Source organism: Mesobacillus foraminis (assembly GCF_004340465.1).
Taxonomy (GTDB): domain Bacteria; phylum Bacillota; class Bacilli; order Bacillales; family Cytobacillaceae; genus Mesobacillus_B; species Mesobacillus_B foraminis.
In genome coordinates, this window is record NZ_SLVV01000006.1 from 203,392 (window position 1) to 223,151 (window position 19,760).

Sequence of the window (19,760 nt, forward strand, 5' to 3'; positions counted from 1 at the left end):
TATTAGCCGTTCCTGTTTGTCTTTCCCTTCATAAAATGAATTAGATGATTGGAGGGAGAAAGGTCGATGAGCTCTTATTGTACTTGCACTCCGGATCCTTGCAGCTGTCCTTGCGGCTGTGGAGATCAGGAAATCAGGCGCCTCTTAACGGTGGAGGAAATTGAAGGGTTAAACATTGAACGGCAAAGAGGAATCATTTATGTAGACAGGATCAGCCAGTGCTGCCCTACCTGCCAGCCAGTCCGTTTCCGAAGCCTGAGACAGATTGTTTAAATGCAACGGTAATAGATACTAGTAAATTAAAAATCCATATTTAATGGATTTTTTTCAATACATATTGAGATTCCTGATATAGAACCTGCCTATATGAGGTCCCTGTATTTTCCTAGGTTAGAAACATCCGCAGGTAGGTTTGCGGGAAGAACATGAATAGAGGTGGTCATTATCGGTCGAAAACTGATCAGAAACGCGGCATCCTTATGCTTATTTATCCTGCTGGTTATCACGATCCAAATCAAGAGTTACCCACTTGCCGGTCTATGGATCCTGGGGTCTGTTTTGCTGTGGATTTTCTTTGATAAATCGATAAAAGCATTTGTCATGACCAATTTATGTTTTGGCATAGGTTTCTTTTTTTATTTGTATGCAGCCACCTATTGGACTGTTCATATTGAAACAAAAGAACTGTCAGTTTTTTTTAATAGATTTTCCCTTGTGATGGTTCTAATCCCGATGGCTCTCCTATCTCGCTTTTCTGGCTCTCCCTTTTTAAAATATTGGAAAAAGCCAGTATGGGACGAAATGATTTCTTTTCCTTTCATTTGGTCAGGCTTTCACCAAACGAAGGTTAAAACCTTTCTTATAATTGCTTTAACCGTAAATGTGTTGATATTTACCCCATTTGTCATTGGGAAAGGGTGGCCTTTTATCAAGGAGATATGGCTTTTAACGATGATCTTTTCATTGACGAATGCCATATTCGAAGAACTGATATGGAGAGGAGCGCTGCTCAGCAGCTTTTCAGAGCAATTGGGCGAAAAATGGGCTGTTGTGGTCACGAGCCTGGGTTTCGGCTTGCAGCATTATTCGCTTGGTTTTCCCTGGGCTGTTTGTATTGCCTTTTCCATCGGAGGGCTGTTTTATGGGGGAATTACCATAAAGTCCAAAAGCATTGTTCCTTCGATCATTTGGCATATAACCTTAAATATCCTCATGTTTTTAAGTGGTCTGATTATAAAATAACTATAATAATTCTTTGATAAATCAAGTTATAGAAGGGAAATTCGATGAAAAATTACAAGATTATCCTCTTTGATCTGGATGGAACACTCTCTGACCCTAAAGCTGGTATTACTAAATCGGTTCAATATGCCTTAAGGAAATTCAATATTGAAGAGCCTGATTTAGATCAGCTTGAATGTTTTATTGGCCCGCCGCTCCAGGTCTCATTTACTGAGTTTTACCATTTCAATGCGGAGCAGACTGCAAGTGCCATCCGTTATTACCGGGAACGGTTTAAGGAAAAAGGAATGTTTGAAAATGAAATTTATCCTGGAATTCCTGAACTGTTAAAATCGTTAAAAGAGCAGAAATACACCTTAGTTGTTGCGACTTCCAAGCCAACAGTGTTTTCAGAGGAGATACTTAGATATTTTAAAATTGACCAGTACTTTGAACTCGTTGTCGGGAGCAACCTTGATGGAACCAGGTCCTCAAAAACGGAAATTATCGAGTACATACTGAATCAGTACAGCACTCACCCGCGGGAAGACTTTATCATGATAGGTGACCGGGAGCACGATATGATTGGAGCTAAAAATACAGGAATTGCCTCGATTGGTGTCAGTTATGGCTTTGGTTCTCTACAGGAACTGAGTGCTCATCAGCCTGATGATATTGTCAGCTCTGTCTCAGAACTAAAAGAAGTTTTAATGGGAACCAAAGCAAAATAAGCATGATAGCTGCCAATGTACTACAAAGAGGTGGAAAAGGTTGTCTGTGAAGGGGCTTAATCACTTATTATTTTCTGTTTCCGATTTAGAAAACTCTATTGAATTTTATCAAAGAGTGTTTAATGCAAAATTATTCCTTAAAGGAAAGACAACTGCTTATTTTGATTTAAATGGAATCTGGCTGGCTCTTAATGAAGAAAAGGGCATCCCGCGGAGTGAGATAGCAGAATCCTATACGCATATTGCCTTTTCAATAGATGTGGATCAATTTGACGACATTCTTGGGAAACTAAATGGACTAAAAGTAAACCTTCTTCCAGGGCGGAAAAGAGACGAAAAAGATAAACAATCCATTTACTTTACCGACCCGGATGGGCACAAGTTTGAGTTCCATACAGGTACACTGGAGGATCGGCTGGAATATTATCGGCAGGAAAAAAGTCATATGGAGTTTTATGATTAATAGGGGCCCTCGTTGAAGCAGCGGGGGATTTTTTTGCTATTTCATTAATTTACATAGGACTAGGACAGTTTTGCAGCGGTAAGTCTTTTACCATGCGATAAAATTGAGAGAATTGTGGCAGGTAACAGCGATCTTCTGGACTGTACTTTTAGTTGTTTTCACAGGCTGGACACAGGTTTTTCAATAAACTAGAATAATCGATTCATAAGAAAAGAATCAATGCATAAAAGAAAATAATCAATTTATAAATGGAAACAATCTATGCATAACCTGGAGGAACCTATATATGGGACCAAAAACCTGTTTGCTCAATGGCTATTTTAATGTAAATTAGGTTCTTTTAAGGATAACCTTCGTGAACTTGGGTCGGTTGAGGGCCAAAAGAGGGAGAGTTCTATTTGTTTTCACAGGCTGGACACAGGTTTTTCAATAAACTAGAATAATCGATTCATAAACGAAGAGAATCAATGCATAAAAGAAAATAATCAATTTATAAATGGAAACAATCTATGCATACCCTGGAGGGACCATAGATAAAGGATCAGAAAACCTGTTTGCCAAGGCCTATTTTCTTAAATCCAGGTTATTATCGAAGGTACAATGAGTGAACTTGGGTCGTTCGAGGGGCAATGAGGGAGAGTTCTATTAGTTTTCACAGGCTGGACACAGGTTTTTCAATAAACTAGAATAATCGATTCATAAACGAAAAGAATCGATGCATAAACGAAAATAATCAATCTATAAATGAAAAGAATCTATGCATAACCTGGAGGAACCCTATATAGCACCAAAAACCTGTTTGCTCAATTCCTATTTTGATGTAAATTAGGTTCTTTTAAGGATATCCTTGGTGAATATGGGTCGTTCGAGGAGCCATAAGAGGGAGGATATTATTAGTTTTCACAGTATGGACACCGTGATTTTTTTAAACTAAAACCAAACAGAAACATCAGAGGAAACCGGGCAAAAAGAAGTAGAAAAGGTCTATGAATTAAGATATTGACAGATTCATAGAGCTAATTTATATTAAAGAAAGCGTTAACAATATTCTGAATTATTAAAAGGGCGGCCGAGTGAAGTTAATTCAGCTTGGTAAATCTTTGTGAACAAAATAGAAACCGGTTTCTACCTTGTTTGTCATTTTTTTAACAGTAAATAGAAACCGGTTTCTATCAACAAGCCTTAAAGGGGGTGATGGAAGGGATTTTTTCAGCCGAAGAATATGAATTGAACTCTGAACCAAATTTATTTTAAGGAGGCTACCTTTATTGTTAACTAAGGAAATAAAACAAATTGGCAAAAAGCTGCTGGCCTGCAGTTCGGTTACGGCTCTTACATTTAGTCTGCTGGCACCGGCAGCAACGAAGACCTATGCGAGTGAAGGGGATGAAGTGAATACCGCAGCAGAAAAAATCGAGCTGGATCCGAGCTATCAACAGGCGCCGTTTGATGGATGGGGTACAGCGCTTGTATGGTTTGGCAATGTAACTGGCGGCTGGCCGGATAAAGTGAAAAACGAGCTGGCAGATGCCCTTTATGGGGAAGCAGGACTCAACTTTAATATTGCCCGGTATAATATTGGCGGCGGGGATTCTCCGGAAACGGCTCCGTATATGCGTCTGGGAGGAGCGGTGCCGGGATACTGGAACCGGCCGGCAGAATACGGACCTCCGGGAGGGAATACAGAAAACTGGAAGGAACCAGAAAATTGGTGGAATCCGGAAAACCCCGATCACTGGAATTGGGAGGCTGATGCCAATCAACGCTGGTGGCTGTCAGCAGCCAAGGAAAGAGGGGCAGATACATTTGAAGCCTTCTCCAACTCAGCCCCTTATTTTATGACTCAGAGCGGATATGTTTCAGGAAACTTCAACCCTTGGGACGACAACCTCAAGCCTGACCAATACAGCAATTTTGCAAGCTATTTAACGACAGTTGTGGACCGTTTGCAGAAGGATATGGACATTGAGTTTAAAACGCTTTCTCCGGTGAATGAACCGAATACGGGCTATTGGAGAGCGAAAGGAAGGCAGGAAGGATCAAACTGGTCTCCGGCTTCACAAGCGAAAATCACCAACGAGGTGAAAAAGCAGCTTGATGAAAAAGGGCTGAGTACGGTTGTATCTGCTATGGACGAAACCAACCCAGGCCGTTTCAGGACCAATTGGGATCAGTATAACCAGACAACCCGTGACAACATTGGACAGCTGAATGTACATACCTACGGAACCGGGGACAGGATTGGAGCCAGGGATATCGCAAAAGGTTCAGGGAAACGCCTGTGGATGTCCGAGGTTGACCTCAGCATGGGCGGCCAGAATCATGAAGACATCAAGCCAGGTCTTGCATTATCCGAAAGAATTCAGGCCGACATCCAGCAGCTGGAACCAGAAGCATGGGTTTTATGGCAGGCAATTGAAGATGAAGTCAATATGAGCCCTGAACATGAAAATGGGAATTGGGGCTTAATTCAGGTTGATTTTACTGGGAAAGATTTTACCATTTATAAAAATAAAAAATACTATGCAATGGGGAATTACAGTAAATTTATCCGACCTGGCGACCAGATCATCAATTCGAATAACCAGAATACTTTGGCAGCGATCAATAAAGATGAGAAATCCCTTGTAGTGGTCTATACGAATTCCTCCTCAGAGGAAAAAACAGTGAATTTTGATTTGTCCGGTTTTGAGACTGTGAAAGAAACTTCTGCAGCCACACCTTATGTGACTTCCTCTTCTGATAATCTGAAGAAAAAAGAAGAAATCAAGGTTGCAGGTCAACAGCTTTCTGCGGTAGTGCAGCCGCAATCGATTACAACCTTTGTTGTAAACGGTATTTCCGGAGTCAGCAAGGACAGCAGCTTTTTAAACTCACGTGACAACTATAAAATGACAAACCTTAATAGTGGCAAGGTCCTTGATGTTGCGCAGAATGGAAAATCGATTGTGCAAAAAACATATGACCGGGACAAAGCCGGCCAGCAATGGAGCATTCAAAAGGTTACAGATGGAAACAGCTCAAAGGAACATTATAAGATTGTCGATCAGGAAAGCGGCCAAGTGATCGGTGTGGAAAATGGAGGAGCCGTTCTTCAGAAGGATGAAAACTCTGCAAGCCAAAAATGGATGGTATCCACCTATGGCAATCAGGAATATACCCTTATCAACGTCCAAAACGGACAGCTGCTGGAAGTTGGCGGCAGTTCAACCAAGGAAGATGCGTCCGTGGGTGTTTGGCATCCAAATGCCGGCAAAAACCAGGTCTGGAAATTTGCCAAAGCTGGAATTGCTGCAATAGAGCCCGCACATGTGGTGGACACGAAGAAAAAGCGGGCGCCTGAAATGCCGGAAGAAGTTACTGCCATCTACGGAGATGGGGAAAGAGTGGAGAAACCGGTAAAATGGAATCCAATTGACCCGGAAGAGTATGAAAGAGAAACTACGTTTAAAGTAACAGGTACTGTAGAAGGAACAGCCATTGAAGCAGTAGCTACCGTTACTGTCAGCAAGGTTGAAAGCGTTGAAAGTGTGAAAGTGAAAACTGTTCCTGGCAAAGCGCCAGCCATGCCGCAGTTTGTTCCTGCCCAGCTTGAAACCGGCTCACAGGGAAATGTACGCGTGGAGTGGGACCCAATTGAGCCTGCTTTATATGAAAGCCTCGGAAAATTCACAGTAAAGGGGTCTATACCTTATAGTCCTGTGAAGGTTTTTGCCCAAGTACAGGTAACAGAACCTGCACTTCAAAATATTGCGTTAAACCCGCCGAACTCTGGTCAGGAGTTTCCAAAGGCTAGTGCATCCTTTACGGGTATGTACGACAAAGCCTCCAATGTCAACGACGGAGATATATCCTCCATTCGCTGGACAAACTGGGATCCGAACAGCTGGCGTGCAGAAGACTGGGTTGCCCTGGATTTTGGAGAAGAAGATACCATTTCTAAATTGGATTTCCATTTTTACGATGATGGAGGCGGCACCAGACCGGCTGCATCACTGCATCTAGAATATTGGGACGGTGTGCAGTGGAAGAAAATTGAAGGCACTCAGCTGGATGTTCAAGCGAAAAAGGAAGTAACGTTAAGCTTCGAACCTATTAAGACATCAAAAATCCGTGCTGTGATGAAGGCTATGGAAGGTGCCTGCATCGCCATTTCAGAAATCAAGGTTTGGGGAAAAGGGGATGTGACCAAGGCTGTGCCTTCTATCGGGGCTGATGCCTCCCTTGAGAGCATCCTGATCAATGGAAAGCCAATCAGGGGTTTCAAATCTGACCAATTTTCCTACCAGGTAAAAGCAAAGGGGAATCCATCCGATGCACCGTCTGTCTCAGCAATAACCACTGATCTATTTGCATCCTACCAGGTGGAACACATCTCTGGAAAGCCAGAAAGTGCCGCCATTACCGTAAAATCAGAGGATGGAACCAAGACAGAAACCTATACGATCCTTTTTGAGGAAAAAGGCAGGGAGTAGATTCCTGCAGTCAGAACCGATATCATAGTTGAGGAAGCCTCCTTCCTCAACTATGATGTATACATATATTCATTGATAACCATTTTATAATCACAGCGACATTTATAAACCGAAGGGAAGACCGATGGTGCAAAAAAAGACATTTACAATCTATGATATTGCCGCAGCAACCAATGTGTCTCCTGCTACTGTATCCCGGGTACTAAATGGCAATTATCCAGTCAGTAAAAAAACGAAAGAGAAGGTGCTGGCTAAAATACAGGAATATAATTTTAAGCCAAACAGCATCGCCAGAAGCCTGAGCAGAAAAGAAACTAAGATGATTGGCATGATTCTTCCGGACATCACTAATCCTTTCTTCTCAAGCGTCTTCATTGAAATAGAAAAAGAGGCCCAAAAAAAGGGATATACCATTTTCCTGTGTAATTCTATGAATGATCCGGAAATGGAGTCACTCTATTTAAAAGTCCTTTATGAGCGGCAGGTAGAAGGAATTATCATGATGGGCGGAAGGATTAACAAAACGGCTACTGTCAGGGAAGAGGCTGAAGAAGTTCTCGAGGTAATGAATAAAATACCTGTTCTGATGATCAATGGGTATATGGAGGGAGTCGACTGCTATAAGGTAAGGTCTGATGAGAAAAAAGGCTTGAAAATAATGCTTGATCATCTGGCTGAGCTTGGACATAGGAATTTTGGTCTGCTTGGAGGTACGCAAGGAATCACTGCAACTGACCAAAAAGTGCAGGGGTTCATGCAGTTTCTCAATGAACATGGTTTCCACTATAACCCGGACTGGCATATTTACAGCGGTTTTTCTGTGGAAAGCGGCCAAGAGGCTATGGAGAAGCTGCTGCGGAACGAGGATCTCCCAACAGCGATTATATGTATCAACGATATGGTTGCATCAGGGGCGTTAAAAGAATGCGGTCTTCAAGACATCGATCCCCGTCAATTCGCGCTCGCCGGCTATGATGATACATTTGTCGCAAGTATACTGACTCCCAGCCTCACTTCGATCAATCATAATTATAAAAAAATGGGCCAGGCAGCTATGGACCTGCTCATTGAGACAGTTGAGGAGGAGGAAAGGACAGAGATTGTCATCGATCCCTTTTTAACCATAAGGAACTCAACAAAACTCTATATCCGGTAAAAATCCCTGCCTACACAAGTGGCAGGGATTTTTTATGTTTATGAGTGGTTTTTAAAAAATTGTATGATTCTTATCAATATTCTACCCATTCCCGGAAAGAAATTATATAATGGTAAAAAAAGTTCTCGAATTGAGAACTACGAGGGAGTAAACGAATCATGTATTGTTTGGCTAGCAACCAATATAACTATCATGTCTATGGCCATATCCATGAAGTTGAAATGTTTATCCAACCAAACTCCGATTTAAAATGGGAGCTTAGTACGTACAGCAGCAAATCACTTCTCATGGACCGAGTAGGCGTCATTGAAAGCAACCAGTCTTCTACTGTGATCAGCCTGTTGGAGGGCTGAAGAGTCCAGGCAGGAAAGGTGCGGGTCAAAGGCTGCCTGCAATTTCAAAGGGGCAGGCGGAGTAAAAAAGTATAAGTGACTCAGCAGAAGGGATTTGAAGGTCGAGAGAATAAGTCTCCATAATAGGGATTCATACGGACAGACAAAGCAACAAGTCTCCATAGAATGGCTTCATATGCAGACGAAGCAGTAAGCCGTGAGAGCAGTGTAAATTTCATCAATCGACTGGAGGGTCATCCCTTGGGACTGGAGCGCAAAAGAAGACTGTTTTTCGACTGTTCATCTGTGCACCTAATAATTGAGTCTGAAACATTCCCTATTCTTATGGAGAAGTGGCAACTCCAGGGATCATTCTGTTCCTGCGGCCTGCACCAGTTTCTGGCTTATTTTCAAAATGATTAAGAACATAAGTAAATGATGTTCTCTTTTCTAAATGAATGGTAAAATGAAGCTATAAAAAAGTGATATTTGTTGTTTATCTCAATACCTGTTCCACCATCAGGGTCAACCACGAATGTATTGGAGAATAGCATGCTATGGAAAAAATCACACATTCATTGCAAAACTTTAGACTAACAAAAGATATTAAAAAGCTGCTCCAACAGATTAATCCATTATTGAAGGATGAAAAAGACCTGTCTGTGATCTTTACAAAATTGTATCAGCAGGACTTGATTGGAGAGCAGGAATTTTTAGCGATCCAAACAAAGTTCATGCTGAATAAGTTTACGGCAATTATGGAAAGGAATTTTACTGATTTAACGTGTGGAATCTATCTTTACGAAGAGAAGGAAAAAACCCTTTGGAATGGTGCTTCTCCCAGCGTGGCTTCCGCCTATAATGAATATACCAATGGATTGGTCGTCAAGGATGATATTGTGCAGGGCGATGAGATCCCTGTTTATGTAAAAGGTTCAATCGCCATCCCTGATTTAGAGAAAGGTGAGGATCTTACCTCACTTAACCATAAAAAAGACCTTCTGAAGAGTGGGTACAAGTCCATATGTTTAATACCGCTTGAACACAATGGTCATACGATTGGCCATACAACCATGTTTTCGAAAGAAATCAGAACTTACACCACAGAGGAAATGAATGCTTTTGCGGAATATAATAAACTCATAGAAGGGAAGTTAATGGAGATAAAAAATTTGCTTATTACTACAATTAAAAATACTAAAGCACTTTGATAAAAAAAGGTGATGGAATGATTGGCTTTGGAAAAAGATTAAGAGAACTGCGGTTGGAAAACGGGCTGACCATGGAAAATGCTGCAAAAATTGTTGGGATTGCGAAGTCAACGTATGCCGGTTATGAGTCGGAGTTTCGACAGCCTTCATTGGATAAATTAAGTCTGTTTGCCGACCACTATCGGGTATCCGTGGATTATCTGTTATCTTTAACGGAAACAAAGCGTACAGGAGATCTCGACTCTCTTGATGCAAAGGAATTGTTTTCGAAGAAACATCTCCATTGGGAAGGCGTTCCGCTTGAAGAGGACGAACTGAGTCAAATTAAAGATTTATTAGAAGCCATAACAGCGAAAAAATCAAATAAGAAATTGGATAAGGATATGGGTTAACGGCAGACTGCCAAACGGATTCATGTTTACTATGAGGGTACCGAGGTACTCTTTTTTTATTGGCGTTTCCTTTATTGGAGGCTAAAGAAAAAAGAGACGCCCAGGTCCCTTTTTTCTCTGCAAACTTTATTCATCTTTATGGCAGCAGGTAAAGCACGGAGAAAAAGTGGCAAATCGTGCCTCCCAAAACAAATAGATGCCAAACGGCGTGATGGTGCTTAAATAATCTCCACATATAGAAAATCGCCCCAACCGTATACATGATTCCGCCAATTTCCAGGAGCAAAAGGCCTGTTGGGTGCAAGTTGGAAACTAAGTCGTTCCACGCGAATACAATCAGCCACCCCATAATGATGTACAAGATAGTTGAGGTGAAAAGGAACTTTTTAACAAAGAAAGATTTAAATACAGTCCCGGCGATGGCAAGTCCCCAGACAATACCGAATAAGGTCCATCCGATCCAGCCCTTCACTGCGATCAGCATAAAAGGTGTATAGGTCCCGGCGATAAAAAAATAGATGGAAGAGTGATCCATGATTTCAAAGAAGTCTTTTGCCCGTCCCGGCCGGAGCGCATGGACAAAAGTGGAAGAGGTATATAAAAGGATCATTGTCACCCCAAAAATCGTAAAACTGACAATATGCCAGGCTGTTCCGTCGAGAGAAGAAAAGACAATTAATGAAACGAGTGCCGCTATGCTAAGCAGGACTCCAAAGCCATGTGTAATAGAGTTGGACCATTCTTCTTCTTTGGTAAAAACATGAGTATTGGCCAAGTTGCATCCTTCCTTTCAATTGAACTTTAAAGTACGAGAATGCTCATTATTATATGCTTTATATCGATGGTTTACTAGTGATGAATGTCATGCGGAGTAAAAAGAACTTGTTACGTTCGGGCAAAAAAACAAAATGACCATCACGAAAATAGAAAAAAATTTTGTTTATTTCATGTGTAACTTTTAAGGGAGGTGTCTGTCTATAATTGACAGAGAGGAGAAATAGGATGTCTGACCCGAGAATCGAGATTTACATGACCTACAGAAATGCTATCTATCTATATTTATATCGGTTAACGATGAACGAGCACCTTGCCGAGGATTTGACACAAGACACCTTTCTCCGTGCTTTCCGATCTCTTGCCGGTTTCCGGGGGGACGCATCAATGAAAACGTGGCTTTTCAAAATTGCACGCAATACTTACCTTAATTTTGTGAAGAAAAAACAATCACTGCTGGAGGTACATACTGAAAAAATGGATGAAGAGCTGGCGGTCCAGCCCGATCCCTATAAACAAATTGATGATCAATTATTCATTCAATACACATTGGTAAGGCTTCCTGAAAAGGATCGTACCTATATTATTTTGCGAGATGGGAATGGATTAACTTATGAAGAAATTTCATTGATTACGAATCAAACGATCGGTCAGGTCAAGGTGGGTCTGTACAGGGCACGGAAAAAATTTCGTAAGCTATATCTGCAGGAAGGGGGAGAGGGAGAATGAACTTAGACCATGAGGTAGTGAAAGATTTATATCCGTTATATATGGAAGAAGAATTAAGCCCCACCGTGAACAAAGCGGTGGATGAACATCTGCAGGAATGTGAAGGATGCCGGAACAGCTATGAAACCGGGGAGGGTTTCTATGATTCCTTAAAGGAAATTGAAAAACCAAAAGCACCAGAATCCATGGATGAGAAACTCCTGCTTCGGCTGAAGCTGAATCGATTAAAATGGGTAGCCCTTATTTTGACTGGAATTATTTTAACCATGATTATGACTGATTATAAAAATGAACGCGAGAATCTTTTCAGGGCCGTAAGTGATTATTTTGGCACACAAAGATATTTGCCTAACCATTTGGGAGTTATAAAAGATAAAGATCACAGTGACCTGCGGAATATTGAAGAAGGGATTTTGCAGCTTTCAGAAGACCGGTTTGCCATGGAGGAACATTTTAATTTCATTGAAAAAGGGAGGCTGGAGGACACAGATTATTATTTAAGCATGGATACGGCGTCCTTCCTCACAATGATTGAAATGATGCAATTTCGCTATGACCAGGGGATGTGGTCTGAAACCGATGAGGCAGCCTATAAGGCCATTCAGGAGAATTTTAAAGATCTAAGTGAAGCTGCAACGAAGGAATATCGAAAAATGCATCATGGATATAGTTCTTACCTTGAACTGGTGGATGTCAAAGAACTTGAACAATTTTATGAACATATGAATGAGCTAATCAGCAGCTATAACACTTTTCATAAACTCCCGGACCAATTAAAACCGCTCAGTGAAAGAGCGTTGAAAAGACGGATTGCCCTAGCATTAAATATTCCAAAGCTGAAAAGCATTGATCTTAAAAAAGAGAGTCCTTTAAACGACGATGCCTATACATTCCGATTCAGTGTCTCGGGAAAATTCGAAGGAACAATCTATGGAATGAGCGGTCAAATAAGGGAAATACAGAGCCAATATAGCACTTTGTCTGATGCGCCACTCATGAGTAAAGAAAAAGCTGAAGAAAAAGCGAAAGGGTATTTCGAAAAAATTTATGGTCGCAGTGCAAATGGATTTGAGCTCGTCCCATTAGGATTCAATTATAATGTCAACTCGGACGACACTCGATTCAAGGTGTATAGCTATAACCTCGTTCCTGTTGTGGACGGTTATAAACTTTATACTCCTTTTGAGAGTGGATTCTTCCTGCATATTGATGCCAGGACGGGAGAACTGAATAGCTTTGTCCACAACCGTCATGTTCCTTCTTTTGAGGAATTGGATCAAACCAATTCTTTAATAAGGGTTTCCAAAGAGTCTCTTAATAAAAAAGGATTGGACGTAAAGGACACGGTGATCATTTATTCAGCACTGACAGGAACTTTTGAACTGGTTTATATGGTGCCTTCGATTGAGGATTTTCAGGATGGGAAATTTTATTCGGCAAAGAATGGGAAAGAAGACAGGATCTATGTACATGACAGATAAAGGGTAATGGACTGCTTTTACAACAGGCAGTCCTTTTTTGATCACTTATTAGAAAAACAAACAGGTCAATTAGGGTTGCAGCTGTCACAAATTTTTCTTCTTTTCCCACCCCAAGCATCAATTTGAATCACAGAACCTTAAGTTTCCCATTTAAAAGGTTTTCTGCTTCGCATTCCGTATGACTTAGAGTCTTTCCGCAGAAAATAAGATACTACTTTCTGGATCAAGGGAGGAGGAACAATGGTTTCCTACAACGATATCGTCAAAGCGCGCGAGAACATGAAGGGGATTGTCCATCAAACACCTTTGGACTATTCGAAAACGTTTAGCGGCTTTTCTGACAATGAGGTGTATTTAAAGCTTGAAAACCTGCAAAAGACAGGGTCTTTCAAGGTGCGCGGCTCCTATAACAAGATGATTTCCCTGCGGAAAGAGGAATTGGGGAAAGGGGTAGTTGCGGCGTCGGCCGGAAACCATGCGCAGGGGGTAGCGTATTCAAGCGAGATGCTCGGCATCCCTTGTACGATTGTTATGCCAACAGGCGCCCCTCTTAGTAAAATTGAGGCGACAAAGGGGTATGGCGCAAAGGTTGTGCTGCAGGGAGCTGTTTTCGACGAGGCGCTGGCCCATGCAATGGAACTGAAGGACCGGAGCGGAGCGGCTTTCGTGCATGCCTTTGATGATGAAGCGATCATTGCCGGGCAAGGAACAGTAGGGCTGGAGATAATGGAGCAGCTGCCTGACGTTGATGCGATTGTGTGTCCTGTGGGCGGAGGGGGACTGATCGCCGGTTTGGCGGCAGCCGTAAAAGAAAGGAATCCGTCGGTCCAGGTGTATGGGGTAGAGGCCATGGCTTGCACGAGTATGGCGCAATCGGTGAAGGGAAAAAAGCCCCTTACCGTCGAGGCCAGCCCGACCATGGCCGATGGCATTGCGGTCAAAAGGCCCGGCAACCTGACGTTCGAGCTGGTTCAACGGTATGTAGATGATTTATTTTGTGTGGATGAAATGGAAATTGCTCAGACGATGCTCATGCTGCTTGAACGGAACAAGTTGCTGGTCGAAGGGTCAGGTGCCAGCTCGCTTTCTGCCCTGCTTTATCAAAAACTTCCGATAAAAAATAAAAAAGTGGTCACCGTCATCAGCGGAGGAAATGTGGATGTAAGTTTTATTTCCCGAATTATTGAAAGAGGAATGGTCGAGGCAGGGCGCTTTGTCCAATATCGCACGATTCTGAAAGACAAGCCCGGCAACCTGGAGAAGGTTCTTGAGATTGTAACAGAGCATCACGGGAACATCATGGACATCTCCTTAAGTCACATGGGGGACAGAATCTATCCTGGCTATGCACAGCTGACGCTTTCCGTAGAGACGAGGGACAGAAAGCATATTGAAGAAATCTTTGAAGCATTCAAGAAAAAAGGGTATACAGCAGATATTGTCCAGTAACACATATGCAAAATAGGCAAGCCCGTATGACGGGCTTGCCTCTAATTTATAATGGAATAGTAAAATGTCAGGTTATCCGCGTCTACCGCCTCTGCCGCCCCGCTTTGTTTCAGTATTTCTTTTCAGTGAAGACAGGTTCTCTTCACTTGACTTTAAAAATTTAGCCATTTTATCCTCAAAAGATTCCTTTGGCTTGAAGCTGCCTTTTGAACGGAAATCTTTTGAACGGTTATCTCTACCTCCCGGCCTGGATGGACGCTGGGAATAAGAGGGGGACTGGCCCTCTGGACGATCAATTGCTTTTTTGATGGAAAGTGCAATTTTTCCATCCTTTTCGCTGAGCACTTTTACTTCAACTTGGTCGCCTACCTTAAGATGGTCATTTACATCTTTTACATAACTGTCCGCAACCTCACTGATATGCACCAGGCCTGTTACTCCACCCGGTAATTCTACAAATGCTCCAAAATTGGTAATACCCGTTACTTTTCCTTGCACTTTGCTGCCTATTTCAACTGCCATAGAAATATGGTTCCTCCTCAATATTGTTAAAAACACTTTATTATAACAAATGTATTAAATAAAACAAAATTAATCAACCTGTTTGTTGTTCCCATTTAAAAAAAATTTTAAACCGGTGAATTTATTTTTAACTAGCTTTTCATTTTTTACGTGCGATAATAGGTTGATGCATATCATCATCCATTGGAAGAATCCTATATATGATTATGATAAATAAAAAAACGAGGTTCATACATGAGCAATAACAGTTTTGTAAAATTTTCTTTGAGCGATGAAATTAAACGGGCACTAGCTTTATTAAAATACGAAGAACCGACAGAGGTACAAAGGGAAGTTGTTCCGCTTGCGATGGACAAGCACGACCTCGTCGTAAAATCACAGACAGGCAGCGGGAAAACGGCTTCCTTTGGCATACCAGTGTGTGAAAAGGTGGAATGGGAAGAAAACAAACCACAGGCACTGATTCTGGAGCCAACCCGGGAACTTGCTGTCCAGGTTCGGGAAGACATGACCAATATTGGAAGATTTAAACGCCTGAAGGCTTTGGCTTTATATGGAAGAGAACCGTTTTCTAAGCAGAGGGAAGAACTGAAACAGAAAACTCATATCGTTGTGGGAACACCTGGACGGGTAATGGACCATATTGAAAGAGGCACACTAGATTTAAATCACATTCAATATCTGATTATTGACGAAGCCGATGAAATGCTGAATATGGGTTTTATCGAGGAGGTAGAAGCCATCATCCAAGAGCTTCCCAAAAACAGGGCAACAATGGTGTTCTCGGCTACCTTGCCAAAGGATGTTGAAGCTCTTTGTCATCGGTATATGAAAAAGCCTGTGCATATTGAGATCGAGTCAACCGGGATTACAGCGGATACGATTGAACACGCATTGATTGAAGTGGATGAGAGTGAAAAAGATTCACTTCTTAAAAACGTGATGATGGTTGAAAACCCGGACAGCTGCATCATTTTTTGCAGGACCAAAGAGAATGTAGATGCCGTATACGCTCAGTTGGAATCAACTGGATATTCCTGTGAACGGCTTCATGGAGGGCTGGACCAGGAGGACCGGTTTGCGGTAATGGATGGGTTTAAAAACGGGAATTTCCGTTATCTTGTAGCTACCGATGTGGCAGCAAGGGGAATTGATATCGACAATGTGAACCTTGTGATCAACTACGATGTTCCGGTGGAGAAAGAAAGCTATGTCCACCGGACGGGAAGGACAGGCAGAGCGGGAAACAAAGGGAAGGCCATTACATTTGCGACCCCTTTTGAGGGTAGATTCATAATGGCGATTGAAAAATATATTGGGTTTCCCATTTCCCGTATGGAAGCTCCAGGAACCATGGAAGTGGCCAATGCCAGGGCAGCCTTCGAGGAAAAACGGAATGGACGCCGGATCGTCGGAAACAATAAAAGTGCACGAATCAATAAGGATATTATGAAACTGCATTTTAACGGAGGAAAGAAAAAGAAGCTTCGACCGGCAGACTTTGTCGGGACGATCTCAAACATACCTGGCGTCTCAGCTGAAGATATCGGCATTATCACAATTCACGATCAACTGTCCTACGTCGATATTCTTAATGGAAAAGGCGCGATTGTTTTGCAGGTGCTGGAGGATACCACGATAAAAGGAAAAAAATTGAAAGTCAACAGGGCCAAGAAATAAATAATCAAAGCGATTGCGGTTATGCTGAGGCATAACCGTATTCTTTTAATTTGAAGAGGAGGGGGTATATCACGGCTCTCCTCGCCGCTCCGACGGCATCAGAACATAATCCTTACGCATTTTGAAAGCACTGGTAATGTTCATAGCTGAAAGGCAGCTGCAAAAATGAATGCTGCTGCCTCAGTTGTTTAATATCTCAGGCTATTTAACCATTTGCATAATCAAGTCCTTGTTTTTCTGTTTAAATGCATCATTATGGGAGGAAACCATCGCAGCAGAAGCAGCGGCTGGCTCGACGAACTGTTTGGCCTTGTTGACGGCATTCGCAGCGTCCTGGAAGGCTCCGGCAATTAAATTCAGCTTTCCGTCGTACTTCAGAATATCACCTGCTGCAAACAGACCTGGGACTGAAGTTTCGCTTGTTGAGCTTCCTTTTATGAAAAAGTCATCAATGAGCTGGACTTCCAGGTCGCTGTTTTGAAGCAGGGAAGCATCCTGGTCAAATCCGTGATTAATCAGCACATCATCGACAGCTATGCACATGGAAGTCCCGTCAATCAGGTGAGTAAGTTCAACCCTCTCTATGGATTGTTTATTTTTACCGGCAATTAATTTTGTAATGGAGCAATTGAGGACGCATTCCACCGAACTGTTCATCAGCTGGGAGACCTGTGACTCATGGCCGGTAAATGAATCTCTTCTGTGAACGAGATAAAGTTTTCGTGCGACCGGCTCCAGCAGGTTTGCCCAGTCCACAGCGGAGTTTCCGCCGCCGGAAATAAGGACTGTTTTATCTTTAAATTTTTGCAGCGAATTGACCGTGTAATGGAGATTGGACACTTCAAACTTGTCAGCACCTTCAAGCTTCAGTTTTTGTGGTTTTAAGATTCCGCTGCCAATTGCAGTAATGATGGACTTTGAGTAATGGGAAGCTCCTGATGCAGCTTTTAGTACAAACCATCCTTCAGCCGTACGGGAGATTGACACGATTTTTTCATTTAGTACGACCTCGGGATTAAAAGTTAATGCTTGTTTTTGAAGCTGCTGTATCAGATTTGCTCCTGTGACGGGGCCAAGGCCGCCTACATCCCATATCAGTTTTTCAGGGTAAACATGGATTTTTCCGCCCAATTCAGGCTGAGCTTCGATTATTTTTGTTTTCATTTGCCGAAGGCCGCTATAAAAAGCTGAATATAGGCCTGCTGGTCCGCCGCCCACAATCGTAAGATCAAAAAGTTCCATTCGGGTCATTTCCAATTCACTCCCATATATTAAAAATTTTCAGTTTTCCATTAAAAGAGCATTGACTCCTGCCGTTAATCGATTTATAGTTTTATTGTAAACGATACTGATAATCATTATCAATGAAAATATGATCGATGAGAAAAATAAACAGATTGGAGGTATGATAATGGTTCGTCTTTATACAGAACATTTACAAGTCGGATATGGAGAAAAAACAATTGTTAAGGATTTGTCCATCGATATTCCTGATCAGAAAATAACCATTATCATTGGGCCGAATGGCTGTGGGAAATCGACTCTCCTTAAAGCAATGTCTCGCATTATCTCCCATCAATCAGGCTCGATCATCCTTGATGGTGTCAGCATTACCAGGGAGGATACAAAAAGCCTGGCTAAAAAGCTGGCCATTCTGCCGCAAACCCCAGAGAGTGCTGCTGGCCTTACAGTCGGAGAACTCGTCTCATACGGACGCTTTCCTTATCAAAAGGGCTTTGGAAGGCTCACTAAGAAGGACCAGGACGTTATCAACTGGGCAATGGAGGTCACCGGAATTGAAGAATATAAATACAGCCCGGTTGATTCTTTATCCGGCGGACAGAGGCAGCGTGTCTGGATTGCGCTTGCGCTGGCCCAGGAGACGGAAATGATTTTTCTCGATGAGCCGACGACCTACCTGGATATGGCCCATCAGCTTGAAATCCTGGAGCTTCTTCAAAAGCTAAATAAGGAGCAGGGCCGGACCATCGTCATGGTGCTTCATGACCTGAACCAGGCTGCACGCTTTGCTGACCATCTTATCGCAATGAAAGATGGAAAAATCGTGAAGACCGGGACAGGCGAAGAAGTCATCAGCCGGGACGTGCTCAGGAAAGTTTTCCAGATCGATGCAGAAATTGGAAAGGATCCACGCACAAAAAAACCTATGTGCATCACATATAACTTACTTAGAGGAGAAGAAAAACATGAAAAAATTACTGCCATTCCTGCTTATACTGGTACTTATTCTTAGTGCCTGCGGAGGACAGACTACCGAAAAAAACGAAGAGAAAAAAGAGGCGGACAAACCTGAAACCATCACTTACGAATCTGAGAACGGTCCCGTTGAAGTACCTGCCAACCCTGAAAGAGTGGTTGTCCTTTCGTCATTTGCCGGCAATGTAATGGCACTTGATGTTGATATCGTCGGGGTTGATTCCTGGTCCAAGATGAATCCGCGCTTTGAACAATTAAAAGACGTGGAAGAAGTTACGGATGAAAACCTCGAGAAAATCATTGAATTGAATCCAGATTTGATTATTGGCTTGTCCAATATTAAAAATGCAGATAAATTAAAGGAGATTGCTCCTACGGTTACGTTCACATATGGAAAGCTGGATTATTTGAATCAGCATTTAGAAATCGGCAAGCTTTTAAATAAAGAAGAGGAAGCCAGGAAGTGGATTGAAGATTTTAAAGCGGAATCCAAGGCCGCCGGGGAAGAAATCAAAGCCAAGATTGGCGAGGATGCAACAGTTTCGGTTATCGAGAATTTTGATAAACAGCTTTATGTATTCGGCGAATACTGGGCGAGGGGTACAGAAATCCTCTATCAGGAAATGAAATTGAACATGCCGGAAAAGGTAAAAGAAACAGCGCTTAAACCAGGGTACTATGCGATTTCCCCGGAGGTTCTGACAGATTATGCGGGGGATTACATGATCTTCAGCAAAAATGCCGAGGGAGACACTTCTTTCCAGGAAACAGAAACCTATAAGAATATCCCAGCTGTGAAAAATAATCAGGTCTTTGAGGTAAATGCAAAAGAATTTTACTTTAATGATCCAATTAGCCTGGAGTACCAGCTTGAGTTCTTTAAGAAATCATTCTTAAACAAATAGGATAGCAGGGGGATTCTGTAAA

At 42.3% G+C, this 19,760-nt stretch carries 18 protein-coding genes; 15 read left to right on the top strand and 3 right to left on the bottom strand.

All coding sequences use genetic code 11. The features are described 5' to 3' along the window. Positions 1-66 precede the first annotated feature (66 nt). The 9 genes from EV146_RS12165 to EV146_RS12205 all read left to right on the top strand — a co-directional run bounded on the left by EV146_RS12165 (position 67) and on the right by EV146_RS12205 (position 9,981). Positions 67-273 carry a hypothetical protein gene (locus EV146_RS12165; protein WP_132006360.1) on the top strand — a complete coding sequence of 69 codons (207 nt, stop codon included), beginning with the start codon at positions 67-69 and terminating at the stop codon, positions 271-273. A gap of 162 nt (positions 274-435) precedes the next feature. Continuing rightward, positions 436-1,242, top strand: a complete 807-nt coding sequence (locus tag EV146_RS12170; protein WP_219916301.1) for a CPBP family intramembrane glutamic endopeptidase — start codon at positions 436-438, stop codon at positions 1,240-1,242. Positions 1,243-1,286: 44 nt separating this feature from the next. Then, the gene (locus tag EV146_RS12175; protein ID WP_132006363.1) at positions 1,287-1,952 is read left to right on the top strand and encodes an HAD family hydrolase; all 666 of its coding nucleotides are present in this window, start codon (positions 1,287-1,289) and stop codon (positions 1,950-1,952) included. A gap of 40 nt (positions 1,953-1,992) precedes the next feature. Continuing rightward, positions 1,993-2,415, top strand: a complete 423-nt coding sequence (gene fosB / locus EV146_RS12180) for a metallothiol transferase FosB (RefSeq protein WP_132006365.1) — start codon at positions 1,993-1,995, stop codon at positions 2,413-2,415. 1,268 nt (positions 2,416-3,683) lie between these two features. Next, complete coding sequence (locus EV146_RS12185) at positions 3,684-6,890, top strand: glycoside hydrolase (protein ID WP_132006368.1); 3,207 nt, start codon at positions 3,684-3,686, stop codon at positions 6,888-6,890. Positions 6,891-7,014: 124 nt separating this feature from the next. Next, on the top strand, positions 7,015-8,046 hold the full coding sequence (locus EV146_RS12190) for a LacI family DNA-binding transcriptional regulator (protein WP_132006371.1): 1,032 nt from the start codon (positions 7,015-7,017) through the stop codon (positions 8,044-8,046). A gap of 158 nt (positions 8,047-8,204) precedes the next feature. Beyond that, the gene (locus tag EV146_RS12195; RefSeq protein ID WP_121612307.1) at positions 8,205-8,399 is read left to right on the top strand and encodes a hypothetical protein; all 195 of its coding nucleotides are present in this window, start codon (positions 8,205-8,207) and stop codon (positions 8,397-8,399) included. A 536-nt stretch (positions 8,400-8,935) separates the two neighbouring features. Continuing rightward, on the top strand, positions 8,936-9,589 hold the full coding sequence (locus EV146_RS12200) for a GAF domain-containing protein (RefSeq protein ID WP_132006374.1): 654 nt from the start codon (positions 8,936-8,938) through the stop codon (positions 9,587-9,589). A 17-nt stretch (positions 9,590-9,606) separates the two neighbouring features. Further along, the gene (locus EV146_RS12205) at positions 9,607-9,981 is read left to right on the top strand and encodes a helix-turn-helix domain-containing protein (RefSeq protein WP_132006377.1); all 375 of its coding nucleotides are present in this window, start codon (positions 9,607-9,609) and stop codon (positions 9,979-9,981) included. A 136-nt stretch (positions 9,982-10,117) separates the two neighbouring features. Here EV146_RS12205 and trhA read toward each other — a convergent pair whose 3' ends face one another. Next, on the bottom strand, positions 10,118-10,756 hold the full coding sequence (gene trhA, locus EV146_RS12210; protein ID WP_132006380.1) for a PAQR family membrane homeostasis protein TrhA: 639 nt from the start codon (positions 10,754-10,756) through the stop codon (positions 10,118-10,120). A 227-nt stretch (positions 10,757-10,983) separates the two neighbouring features. Between trhA and EV146_RS12215 the strand changes: the two genes are divergently transcribed. From EV146_RS12215 to ilvA, 3 genes are all read left to right on the top strand, one after another. Beyond that, positions 10,984-11,484: an RNA polymerase sigma factor gene (locus EV146_RS12215; protein ID WP_132006383.1), complete on the top strand. Its 501-nt coding sequence runs from the start codon at positions 10,984-10,986 to the stop codon at positions 11,482-11,484. After that, entirely contained in the window at positions 11,481-12,965 is a 1,485-nt protein-coding gene (locus EV146_RS12220) for a zf-HC2 domain-containing protein (RefSeq protein WP_132006386.1), read from the top strand. Before EV146_RS12215 ends, EV146_RS12220 begins: the two co-directional genes overlap by 4 nt. Positions 12,966-13,205: 240 nt before the next feature. Next, positions 13,206-14,414, top strand: coding sequence for a threonine ammonia-lyase (gene ilvA / locus EV146_RS12225; RefSeq protein WP_132006389.1), 1,209 nt, complete (start codon positions 13,206-13,208; stop codon positions 14,412-14,414). A gap of 72 nt (positions 14,415-14,486) precedes the next feature. On the opposite strand, the gene EV146_RS12230 is transcribed toward ilvA, so the two are convergent. Continuing rightward, the gene (locus EV146_RS12230; protein WP_121612314.1) at positions 14,487-14,936 is read right to left on the bottom strand and encodes a S1 domain-containing RNA-binding protein; all 450 of its coding nucleotides are present in this window, start codon (positions 14,934-14,936) and stop codon (positions 14,487-14,489) included. Positions 14,937-15,170: 234 nt separating this feature from the next. Between EV146_RS12230 and EV146_RS12235 the strand changes: the two genes are divergently transcribed. Continuing rightward, complete coding sequence (locus EV146_RS12235) at positions 15,171-16,616, top strand: DEAD/DEAH box helicase (protein WP_132006391.1); 1,446 nt, start codon at positions 15,171-15,173, stop codon at positions 16,614-16,616. Positions 16,617-16,817: 201 nt separating this feature from the next. On the opposite strand, the gene EV146_RS12240 is transcribed toward EV146_RS12235, so the two are convergent. Further along, complete coding sequence (locus EV146_RS12240; protein WP_132006393.1) at positions 16,818-17,867, bottom strand: NAD(P)/FAD-dependent oxidoreductase; 1,050 nt, start codon at positions 17,865-17,867, stop codon at positions 16,818-16,820. Between the two features lie 160 nt (positions 17,868-18,027). Here EV146_RS12240 and EV146_RS12245 point away from each other — a divergent pair, with 160 nt between their 5' ends. Beyond that, complete coding sequence (locus tag EV146_RS12245) at positions 18,028-18,870, top strand: ABC transporter ATP-binding protein (RefSeq protein ID WP_132006395.1); 843 nt, start codon at positions 18,028-18,030, stop codon at positions 18,868-18,870. Further along, positions 18,824-19,738 (top strand): iron-hydroxamate ABC transporter substrate-binding protein, encoded by a 915-nt coding sequence (locus EV146_RS12250; RefSeq protein WP_132006397.1) that lies wholly within the window; start codon positions 18,824-18,826, stop codon positions 19,736-19,738. Before EV146_RS12245 ends, EV146_RS12250 begins: the two co-directional genes overlap by 47 nt. The last annotated feature ends 22 nt before the right edge of the window (positions 19,739-19,760 follow it).

Bases quoted from the DNA above. Each gene is read 5' to 3' on its own strand.
- EV146_RS12165 (WP_132006360.1), top strand. From the start codon at position 67: ATGAGCTCTTATTGTACTTGCACTCCGGATCCTTGCAGCTGTCCTTGC.
- EV146_RS12175 (WP_132006363.1), top strand. From the start codon at position 1,287: ATGAAAAATTACAAGATTATCCTCTTTGATCTGGATGGAACACTCTCT.
- EV146_RS12190 (WP_132006371.1), top strand. From the start codon at position 7,015: ATGGTGCAAAAAAAGACATTTACAATCTATGATATTGCCGCAGCAACC.
- EV146_RS12195 (WP_121612307.1), top strand. From the start codon at position 8,205: ATGTATTGTTTGGCTAGCAACCAATATAACTATCATGTCTATGGCCAT.
- EV146_RS12200 (WP_132006374.1), top strand. From the start codon at position 8,936: ATGGAAAAAATCACACATTCATTGCAAAACTTTAGACTAACAAAAGAT.
- EV146_RS12205 (WP_132006377.1), top strand. From the start codon at position 9,607: ATGATTGGCTTTGGAAAAAGATTAAGAGAACTGCGGTTGGAAAACGGG.
- EV146_RS12215 (WP_132006383.1), top strand. From the start codon at position 10,984: ATGTCTGACCCGAGAATCGAGATTTACATGACCTACAGAAATGCTATC.
- EV146_RS12220 (WP_132006386.1), top strand. From the start codon at position 11,481: ATGAACTTAGACCATGAGGTAGTGAAAGATTTATATCCGTTATATATG.
- ilvA (WP_132006389.1), top strand. From the start codon at position 13,206: ATGGTTTCCTACAACGATATCGTCAAAGCGCGCGAGAACATGAAGGGG.
- EV146_RS12230 (WP_121612314.1), bottom strand. From the start codon at position 14,936: ATGGCAGTTGAAATAGGCAGCAAAGTGCAAGGAAAAGTAACGGGTATT.
- EV146_RS12235 (WP_132006391.1), top strand. From the start codon at position 15,171: ATGAGCAATAACAGTTTTGTAAAATTTTCTTTGAGCGATGAAATTAAA.
- EV146_RS12240 (WP_132006393.1), bottom strand. From the start codon at position 17,867: ATGACCCGAATGGAACTTTTTGATCTTACGATTGTGGGCGGCGGACCA.
- EV146_RS12245 (WP_132006395.1), top strand. From the start codon at position 18,028: ATGGTTCGTCTTTATACAGAACATTTACAAGTCGGATATGGAGAAAAA.
- EV146_RS12250 (WP_132006397.1), top strand. From the start codon at position 18,824: ATGAAAAAATTACTGCCATTCCTGCTTATACTGGTACTTATTCTTAGT.